Source organism: Tepidimonas sp. (assembly GCF_036825565.1).
Lineage (GTDB): Bacteria > Pseudomonadota > Gammaproteobacteria > Burkholderiales > Burkholderiaceae_C > Tepidimonas.
On the sequence record NZ_DAISXZ010000085.1, the window covers coordinates 1 to 8,876 of the forward strand.

Genomic DNA, 8,876 nt, shown 5'->3' on the forward strand with positions numbered 1-8,876 from the left:
GAGCTTGTTGCAGAAGTTGCGGTAGCCCTCGCAGCGCTTGCTGTCGAAGTTGATGGAGCGGCCAAGACTGGCCAGCGCCGCGAAGGTGAAACGCAGCGCGTCGGCCCCGTAGGCCGGGATGCCGTCGGGGAATTCCTTTTCGGTCGCCTTGCGCACCGCGGGGGCGGTCTCGGGCTTGCGCAGGCCGGTGGTGCGCTTGTCCAGCAGCGCCGGCAGGTCGATGCCGTCGATCAGGTCCACCGGGTCGAGCACGTTGCCTTCGGACTTGCTCATCTTGCGGCCCTGCGCGTCGCGCACCAGGCCGTGGATGTAGACGTGGCGAAACGGCACCCGCCCCGTGAAGTGGGTGGTCATCATGATCATGCGCGCCACCCAGAAGAAGATGATGTCGTAGCCCGTCACCAGCACGGTGCTGGGCAGGTAGAGGTCGAAGTCGCTCGCGGCGCCGGCTGCGCCTTCGGCGGCCTCGGGCCAGCCCAGCGTCGAAAACGGCACCAGCGCGCTGGAATACCAGGTGTCCAGCACGTCCGGGTCGCGTTTGAGGCCCGCTTCCAGCAGCGGCGCGCGCTGCTCGGGCCCCAGGTGCGCGACGTAAGCCTCGAACTGCGCGCGCGCCTCGGCCTCGCTGCGTGCGACGTAGACGTTGCCCTCGGCGTCATACCAGGCCGGGATCTGGTGGCCCCACCAGAGCTGGCGGCTGATGCACCAGTCCTGGATGTTGGCCATCCACTGGTTGTAGGTGTTGACCCAGTTCTCCGGCACGAAGCGCACCTGGCCGCTGGCCACGGCGTCGATGGCCTTCTGCGCGATGCTCTTGCCGGTGGGGTCCTGCGGGCTGACCTTGGTCATGGCGACGAACCACTGGTCGGTCAGCATCGGCTCGACGATCTGGCCGGTGCGCGCGCAGCGCGGCACCATCAGGCGGTGCTTTCTCACCTCCACCAGCAATCCGGCGGCGCGCAGGTCCTCGACGATGCGGCGGCGCGCCTCGAAGCGGTCCAGCCCGCGGTAGGCCGCCGGCGCCTGGTCGTTGACGGTCGCGTCGAGGTGGAAGATGTTGATCAGCGGCAGCTGGTGGCGTTGCCCGACGGCGTAGTCGTTGGGGTCGTGCGCCGGCGTGACCTTGACCACGCCGGTGCCGAAGGCCGGATCGACGTAGGTGTCGGCGATGATGGGAATCTCGCGCTCGCACAGCGGCAGCCGCACGCGCTGGCCGACCAGGTGGCGGTAGCGCTCGTCCTCGGGGTGCACCATCACCGCCACGTCGCCCAGCATCGTCTCGGGCCGGGTTGTGGCCACCACCAGCTGTCCCACGCCGCTGACCAGCGGATATGCGATCAGCCACAGGAAGCCGTCTTCCTCCTCGCTTTCGACCTCCAGGTCCGACACCGCGCTCATCAGCACCGGATCCCAGTTGACCAGCCGCTTGCCGCGGTAGATCAGGCCCTGCTCATACAGCCGCACGAAGGTTTCGGTGACGACCTTGGAGAGCCGCTCGTCCATCGTGAAGTACTCACGGCTCCAGTCCACGCTGTCGCCCATGCGGCGCATTTGCTGGGTGATGGTGTTGCCGCTTTTTTCCTTCCACTCCCACACCTTGGCGACGAAGTTCTTGCGCGCCTCCTCGGGGGTGGGGCCCATCGTGTGCCGGCTGATGCCCTGGGCCTGCAGTTGCCGCTCCACCACGATCTGCGTGGCGATGCCGGCATGGTCGGTGCCCGGAATCCAGACGGCGTTGTGGCCCCGCATGCGGTGATAGCGCGTCAGCGAGTCCATGATGGTCTGGTTGAAGGCGTGCCCCATGTGGAGCGTGCCTGTGACGTTGGGCGGCGGCAGTTGGATGGCGAACGATGGCGCATCCGCCCGGGGCTGGCCGGTGCCGCGCCAGCCGGCGCGGCCGTAGCCGCGCGCTTCCCACTCGGGGCCCCAGCGCCGCTCGACGGCGGCGGGCTCGAACGATTTGGACAGGCTCTGCAGGCCCGGTTGCTGGACGGGTTCAGACATGGGTGATTCTCGGGTGCGGTAAGGGGACCCCGCGGGACGCGGTCGGACCCCGGCAACAAGCGTGGAATTGTAGGCGGCGGCCCCCCGAAATGGGGTTTACCCGAAACATTGACGGATTCAATGCAATGCATTGAACACGCTGACTGGACGGCGCGGGCAAATGGCTCTAAGGTTGCCAAGTCTGCCGTGCCGACCGGCCTGCAGGTTGGCGGACACGGCGGCGTTTTCGTGAACCACCTGACCAGGAGATGACCATGCCGCAACTCAAGGGTTCGAAGACCGAGCAGTGCCTGAAGGACGCCTTCGCGGGCGAATCGATGGCCAACCGCCGTTACCTGTACTTCGCCAACAAGGCCGACGTGGAGGGCCAGAACGATGTGGCGGCGCTGTTTCGCTCCACCGCGGAGGGCGAGACGGGCCACGCGCATGGCCACCTGGAGTTCCTGGAGCAGGCCGGCGACCCCGCCACCGGCATGCCGATCGGCACCACGCGCCAGAACCTGGAGTCGGCCATCGCCGGCGAGACGCACGAGTACACCGACATGTACCCGGGCATGGCCAAGACCGCGCGCGAGGAAGGCTTCGACGAGATCGCCGACTGGTTCGAGACGCTGGCCAAGGCCGAGCGCTCGCACGCCAACCGCTACGCCAAGGCGCTGGCCGAATTGGTCGACTGACCCGTCCTGGTCCGCCCTGTGACCGGCGGCCCCGTGGGGGCCGCCCCCGCCGCCGCTCGGCTCCCGGCCCGCACGGCGGCGGCCAGCGGACGCAGGAAAAGCAACAAGAGAGGCCGCCTGCGCGACGCGCGCCCCGGCCCCATATGAGGTGAGGAGACCGACGATGGCCCGCGAAGGCAACCTGGAAGCCCCCACGCGCCATCCGCTAGATTGGCGCAACCCCGATTTCTATGACGAAGCCCAGTGCTTCGTGGAGCTGGAGCGCATCTTCGACATCTGCCACGGCTGCCGCCGTTGCGTCAGCCTGTGCCAGGCGTTTCCGACCCTGTTCGATTTGATTGACGAGGGCAAGACTGGCGAGCTCGACGGTGTGGACAAGGCCGACTACTGGAAGGTGGTCGACCAGTGCTACATGTGCGACCTCTGCTACATGACCAAGTGCCCGTACACGCCGCCACACGAGTGGAACCTGGACTTTCCGCACACGATGCTGCGCGCCAAGGCGATCAAGTTCCGCAAGGGCGAGGTCAAGGCGGTGGAAAAATTTCTCGCCTCCACCGACGTGCACGGCAGTCTGGCCGGCATCCCGGTGGTGGTGCAGACCGTCAACGCGATCAACCGCACGAAGCCGGCGCGCGCGTTGATGGAAAACGTGCTGGGTGTGCACCGCGACGCCTGGATGCCGGAGCTGGCGACCCAGACGCTGCGCCGCGCCGCGCCCGCCTCGCACGCCGCGCAGGTGGTCGACGGCGAGCGAACGCCGGGCAAGGTGGCCATTTTTGCCACCTGCTACGTCAATTACAACGAGCCCGGCATCGGGCTGGACCTGCTGGCGATCCTGGAGCACAACGGCATCCCCTACACCCTGGTGGAGAAGGAGCGCTGCTGCGGTATGCCCAAACTGGAACTGGGTGATCTGGAGTCGGTGGCCGCCTCCAAGCAAGCCAACATCCCGGTGCTGGCGCGCTACGCGCGCGACGGCTACGCCATCCTGTCGGCGGTGCCGAGCTGCACGCTGATGTTCAAGCAGGAGATCCCGCTGATGTTTCCGGACGACCCGGACGTGCAGCTCGTCAAGGAGGCGATGTGGGATCCATTCGAGTACTTCAGCGCCCGCCGGCGCGACGGCCTGCTGCGCACCGACTTCAAGCGTGGGCTGGGCAAAGTCAGCTATCAGGTGCCGTGCCACAGCCGCGTGCAGAACATGGGGCGCAAGACCGAGGAGATCCTCAAGCTCATCCCCGACACCGACGTGCAGACGCTGGAGCGCTGCAGCGGCCACGCGGGTACTTACGGCGTCAAGAAGGCCACGCACCCCGTGGCGATGAAGATCGGCAAGCCGGTGTTCAAGAGCATGGCGCAGCACAAGGGTGGCGGCGCGCCGGATGTGGTCGGCTCGGACTGCCCGCTGGGCGGCCACCACATCGCCCAGGGCTTCGAGGTCAACCAGCTTGGCGCCTCCAAGCTGATGCATCCGCTGACGATGCTGGCCACAGCCTACGGCCTGAAGAACCCCTGACCCACCTGATTTCGCAAGCCACCATGATTACCACGATGCAACTGACCGGCCAGATCACGCGCGAGACGCTGATGCCGCTGGAGGCCTATGCCAAATGGCGCAAGGCGCACAAGGGCGAGGTGATCGCGCACCGCAAGCTGCGCACCGTGCACCTGGGCGAGCACGTCACCGTGCAGTTCGAGAGCGAGCTGTCGATGCGCTACCAGATCCAGGAGATGCTGCGTATCGAAAAAATCTTCGAGGAGGAGGGCATCCAAGACGAGATCGACGCCTACGCCCCGCTGGTGCCCGACGGCACCAACTGGAAGGCGACGATGATGATCGAGTACCCGGATATCCACGAGCGCCGGCGCGAGCTGGCGCGTCTGATCGGCATCGAGGATCGCATGTTCGTCGAGGTCGAAGGCCACGGCCGCGTCTACGCGATCGCCGACGAGGACCTGGACCGCGAGACGCCCGACAAGACCTCGGCGGTCCATTTCCTGCGTTTTGAGTTCACGCCGGCGATGCGCGCGGCGATCAAGGCCGGCGCCTCGGTCAAGCTGGGCTGCGACCACACCCACTACCCGGCGCACGTGACGATCACGCCGGAGACGCTGGCCAGTCTCGCGGGGGATCTGGCCGACTGATCCGGCGCCACGATGCCGGCGCCGGTATCATCGCGGCCCGGAGGCCCCGCACCGATGCTGTTCCTTCTGTCCCCCGCCAAGGCGCTGGATTACGACACGCCGCCCACCACCCCAGTGGCCACCCAGCCGCTGTTCGTCGAGCAGGCCGCCGAGTTGATCGCCGTCCTGCGGCAAAAGTCGCCGCAGGAGGTGGCCGAGCTGATGGACCTGAGCGACGCGCTGGCGCAGCTCAACGTGGCGCGCTACCAGGCGTGGCAGCCCGAATTCGGCCCGCACAACAGCAAACAGGCGATCCTGGCCTTCAACGGCGACGTCTACGAGGGGCTGGATGCGCGCAGCTTGGGCCCGGACGACTTGGACTGGCTGCAGCGCCACGTTTGCATTCTGAGCGGCCTGTACGGCGTGCTGCGCCCGCTGGACTGGATGCAGCCGTACCGGCTGGAGATGGGCACGCGCCTGGTCACGCCGCGCGGGCGCAACCTGTACCAGTTCTGGGGCACGCGCATCGCTGACTACCTGTCGCAGCGCGCGGCGCAAGACGACGACCTCGTCGTGAATCTGGCCAGCGAGGAGTATTTCAAGGCGGTCGACCCCAAGGCGCTGCGCGCGCGCGTCGTCACCTGCGTCTTCGAAGAGCGGCGCGGCAGCGGCTACAAGGTCATCAGCTTTTTGGCCAAGCGCGCGCGCGGTCTGATGACGCGCTGGGCCGCGCTGCACCGCGCCGCCGACGTCGAGACGCTGCAAGGCTTCGACAGCGAGGGCTACCGCTACGCGCCGGAGGTCTCCGCGTCCGATCGGCTGGTGTTCCGGCGCGACGAGCGAAATGCGTAAGGGTGAATCGGCAGAGGATGATCTGTTGTCGTGGTTAGGGGGGCGTTGTCAACAAAAACAAAAAATCCTCGGTGGTCCGTCGCGAAATGCTTGCGCGCTTCACCGGTTGTCTGCTGGGCGGTGCAGTCGGGGATACGCTCGGCGCGAACGCCATCGTAGATCACGCACCGCTGGACGGCGCCGCGCCCAGTGGCGTCACCGGAGACACGCAGGTGACGCTGTTCACCGCCGTGGGTCTGCCCCCTGCAGGCTCAGGCCGTAACCACGGCGGCGTTCGCGCAGGCGCCAGCCGATGACGGCGAGTCCCACGCCACCGAGTGCCACGTCGGCCAGGCGCAGCTCGATGGGCAGCAGGGCATGTTCGGCCGCGTAGCGCAGCAGGAAGGCCACGCCGAGGAAGAGGATCAGCACGCCCACGTGCGCGATGGTGTTGCCACCACGTAGCCAGGCCGGGGCGGTCTGGGCGAGCGAGGCGGTGACGGCCAAGCTGCGTTCGTCGGGTTCGAGGGGCGGGGTTGGTGTGGGCGGTGCGTCCGCGACCCGCGGGGGAGACGGGCTGTGAGGCAGCGTGGGGGCACCGTTGCGGCCCAGTCCTCGAATCCGTCTTCGTTCGTGGCGGCCTTGGGTGGTGGCGCGGGGGGCTGCGCCGGTACAGGTATGGCCGTCGGTTGGACCATGGGAGGTGCGGCTTCGGGGATCCGAGCGGGCTGCAGGAGCCTGAGCTGCTGCTCCAGCAGGTCGATCCGGCGGTACAGCCGCGCGAGCAGGACTCCCATCAGGGCCCCCAGGGCCACCAGGCCAATGGTCAATCCGATCCAGGACATCGATCCCTCCCCGTGCTTTGCATTGTGTGCGGGTGCGCGGGCATTGTGGGGAGGGCCTGGGCGTGATCAGGCGAAGCCTCGACCCAATCAGGTTGCCCAGCACCACGCCCAGTACCATGGGCGCCATGGGCATGCCCATCTTGCGCAGGAAGTAGCCGATCACGCCGATGCCCACCATGAGCAGCAGGTCGAAGGTGCTGGAACTGAGCGCGTACACGCCGATGAAGCTGATCGCCAGGATGCCTGGCACCAGCAACCAGCCGGGAATCGCCAACATCGACGCGAAGACCCTCACCATGGGTACGTTCATCACGAAGAGCATCACGTTGGCGATGAAGAGCGAGGCGATCAGGCCCCACACGAGGGCGGGCTGGGCGTCGAAGAGGACGGGGCCCGGCGTGATGTTGTAGAGCGTGAGCGCGCCCATCATCACCGCCGTGGTGCCCGAACCGGGCACGCCCAGCGTGAGCATGGGGATGAAGGAGCCGGTGGCCGCGCCGTTGTTGGCCGCCTCGGGCGCGGCCAGTCCGCGCAGGTCGCCCTTGCCGAACTTGGCGTCCGGGTCCTTGCCTTCGTGCAGGCGCTTCTCGTTGGCATAGGCCACGGCCGAGGCCACGCTCGCGCCGGCACCGGGCAGTACGCCGATGCCGAAGCCCATCAACGAGGAACGGATCGTCGTCCACCAGGTGAAGCGCAGTTCCTTCAGGTTGAAGAGCTTGCGCTCACCAGGGGGCACTTCGACCTTGTGACCGGTGAGCAGGTTCTCCAGCATCTGCAGCATCTCGGCGATGGCGAACAGGCCGATCACGACCACGACGAAGTCGATGCCGTCGGCGAGTTCGGGCAGGTCGAAGGTGTAGCGGTAGACGCCCGAGTTGGCATCCACCCCCACGCTGGCGATCGCCAGACCGATCGCGGCGGCCAACGCCCCCTTGACGGGCTTGTCGCCCAGCAGGCTGCTCAAGGCGCAGAAGGCGAAGATCATCAGCATGAAGTACTCCGCCGGGGCGAAGGCCAGGGCCCATTTTGCCACCAGCGGCGCAAAGGCCGCGATGCCCAGGATGGCCACGGTGGAGCCGATGAAGGAGGCCCAGGCCGACAGCGACAGCACCACGCTGGCCAGGCCTTGGCGTGCCAGCGGGTAGCCGTCCAGCGTGGTCATCACCGAGGCGGCCTCGCCGGGCACGTTGATCAGGATGGAGGTGATGCGCCCGCCGTATTCGGCGCCCACGTAGACGGCCGCCAGCAGGATGAGGGCGGTTTCCGGCGGCAGGTTCATCGCAAACGCGATGGGCACGAGCATGGCCACGCCGTTGATGGGCCCGAGGCCCGGCAGCACACCGACGATGGTGCCCAGGAAGGCACCGATGGCGGCCACCAGCAGGTTGACCGGCGAGAAGGCCACGCCAAAGCCGAGGCCCAGGTGTTGAAGGACATCCATGTCAGCCCCCAAAGCTGAAAAGGCCCGTGGGCAGGACCACGTCGAAGATCTTGTCGAACAGCAGGTACAGGCCCACGCCCAGGCCCACGCCCCCGATCGCGCACTGGTGCCAGAGAGCCCCGAAGAGGCGGCCGGCGAAGGCGGCCATCAGGGCGGTGGCCACGATGAAGCCCAGACTCACGAAGACCAGCGCATAGCCGGCGACCAGGGCCGCCATCGCGGCGATGCGCGCATTGGCCCCCGGCGGGTTGGGCTCGGCCCGCTCGCGCCCGTGCACCAGCAGCCACAGGCCGCACAGCTCGATGACGCCGGCCAACAGCAGCGGGAAGGCGCGCGGGCCGACGGGTTCGTAGGAAAACGGGGCCGCAAGGCCCCAGCCCTGCCAGACGAGCAGGGCGGCAAGGAGCGGGGCGAAGACGCCCAGCACACGGTCGTTGAGGGTCATGGCAGGCTCCCGAAAGGGCACTGGGGGAGAGGCCGGCCCCTGGCGGAGCCGGCGGTGACGGCTTACTTGGCCAGGCCGAAGTCCTTGACCAGCTCGGCGTAGGCCCGGGTGCGCTCCTTCACGAAGCGGTCGAGCTCGGCGCCCACCATGTCGAAGGGGAAGAGGCCGCGCTGCTGCTGCAGGGCCGCGAGGCCGGGGGCGCTCATGGCCTTGCTGAAGGCCGCGACCCACCACTGGTAGTCGGCGTCGGACACCTTGGGGCCGACATAGAAGCCGCGGATGATGGGCCACTGGATGTCGAAGCCCTGCTCCTCGGCCGTGGGGGTGGCCGACAGGCGGCCGGTCAGGCGCTTCTTGCTGTACACGGCGAGCACGCGCACCGGGGCGCCGCCCAGCACGATCTTGCTGGGGTCTTCCTTGAGGGCGGCCATCAGGCCCTTGAGATCTTTATCAGGCCGTTGAAAAATTCCCCAAGGCCTGGCCCTGCAGCCGTTGCCATGTGAGCT

Annotated in this window: 8 protein-coding genes and 1 pseudogene; 4 read left to right on the forward strand and 5 right to left on the reverse strand. The window is 67.5% G+C overall.

Annotated features, from left to right (window positions below; translation table 11 throughout):
• Nucleotides 1-2,004: valine--tRNA ligase (locus tag V7026_RS10135; RefSeq protein ID WP_334155262.1), on the reverse strand; the 2,004-nt coding region annotated here is incomplete at its 3' end.
• Nucleotides 2,005-2,258: 254 nt separating this feature from the next.
• Between V7026_RS10135 and V7026_RS10140 the strand changes: the two genes are divergently transcribed.
• The 4 genes from V7026_RS10140 to yaaA all read left to right on the forward strand — a co-directional run bounded on the left by V7026_RS10140 (nt 2,259) and on the right by yaaA (nt 5,660).
• Nucleotides 2,259-2,681 carry a rubrerythrin family protein gene (locus tag V7026_RS10140; protein WP_043698586.1) on the forward strand — a complete coding sequence of 141 codons (423 nt, stop codon included), beginning with the start codon at nt 2,259-2,261 and terminating at the stop codon, nt 2,679-2,681.
• Between the two features lie 163 nt (nt 2,682-2,844).
• Nucleotides 2,845-4,200: a heterodisulfide reductase-related iron-sulfur binding cluster gene (locus V7026_RS10145; protein WP_334155263.1), complete on the forward strand. Its 1,356-nt coding sequence runs from the start codon at nt 2,845-2,847 to the stop codon at nt 4,198-4,200.
• A gap of 35 nt (nt 4,201-4,235) precedes the next feature.
• Nucleotides 4,236-4,829 (forward strand): DUF3501 family protein, encoded by a 594-nt coding sequence (locus tag V7026_RS10150; protein ID WP_334155266.1) that lies wholly within the window; start codon nt 4,236-4,238, stop codon nt 4,827-4,829.
• A 54-nt stretch (nt 4,830-4,883) separates the two neighbouring features.
• Entirely contained in the window at nt 4,884-5,660 is a 777-nt protein-coding gene (gene yaaA / locus V7026_RS10155) for a peroxide stress protein YaaA (protein WP_334155264.1), read from the forward strand.
• Nucleotides 5,661-5,882: 222 nt separating this feature from the next.
• On the opposite strand, the gene V7026_RS11470 is transcribed toward yaaA, so the two are convergent.
• The 4 genes and pseudogenes from V7026_RS11470 to V7026_RS10175 form a co-directional block, all read right to left on the reverse strand.
• Nucleotides 5,883-6,146, reverse strand: coding sequence for a DUF2339 domain-containing protein (locus V7026_RS11470; protein ID WP_443082349.1), 264 nt, complete (start codon nt 6,144-6,146; stop codon nt 5,883-5,885).
• A gap of 408 nt (nt 6,147-6,554) precedes the next feature.
• Nucleotides 6,555-7,925: pseudogene (locus V7026_RS10165) on the reverse strand (tripartite tricarboxylate transporter permease); the annotation flags it as partial.
• A 1-nt stretch (nt 7,926) separates the two neighbouring features.
• Complete coding sequence (locus tag V7026_RS10170) at nt 7,927-8,370, reverse strand: tripartite tricarboxylate transporter TctB family protein (protein WP_334155265.1); 444 nt, start codon at nt 8,368-8,370, stop codon at nt 7,927-7,929.
• Between the two features lie 62 nt (nt 8,371-8,432).
• Nucleotides 8,433-8,876: tripartite tricarboxylate transporter substrate-binding protein (locus V7026_RS10175; protein WP_443082348.1), on the reverse strand; the 444-nt coding region annotated here is incomplete at its 5' end.

Bases quoted from the DNA above. Each gene is read 5' to 3' on its own strand.
- V7026_RS10140 (WP_043698586.1), top strand. From the start codon at position 2,259: ATGCCGCAACTCAAGGGTTCGAAGACCGAGCAGTGCCTGAAGGACGCC.
- yaaA (WP_334155264.1), top strand. From the start codon at position 4,884: ATGCTGTTCCTTCTGTCCCCCGCCAAGGCGCTGGATTACGACACGCCG.
- V7026_RS10145 (WP_334155263.1), top strand. From the start codon at position 2,845: ATGGCCCGCGAAGGCAACCTGGAAGCCCCCACGCGCCATCCGCTAGAT.
- V7026_RS10150 (WP_334155266.1), top strand. From the start codon at position 4,236: ATGCAACTGACCGGCCAGATCACGCGCGAGACGCTGATGCCGCTGGAG.
- V7026_RS10170 (WP_334155265.1), bottom strand. From the start codon at position 8,370: ATGACCCTCAACGACCGTGTGCTGGGCGTCTTCGCCCCGCTCCTTGCC.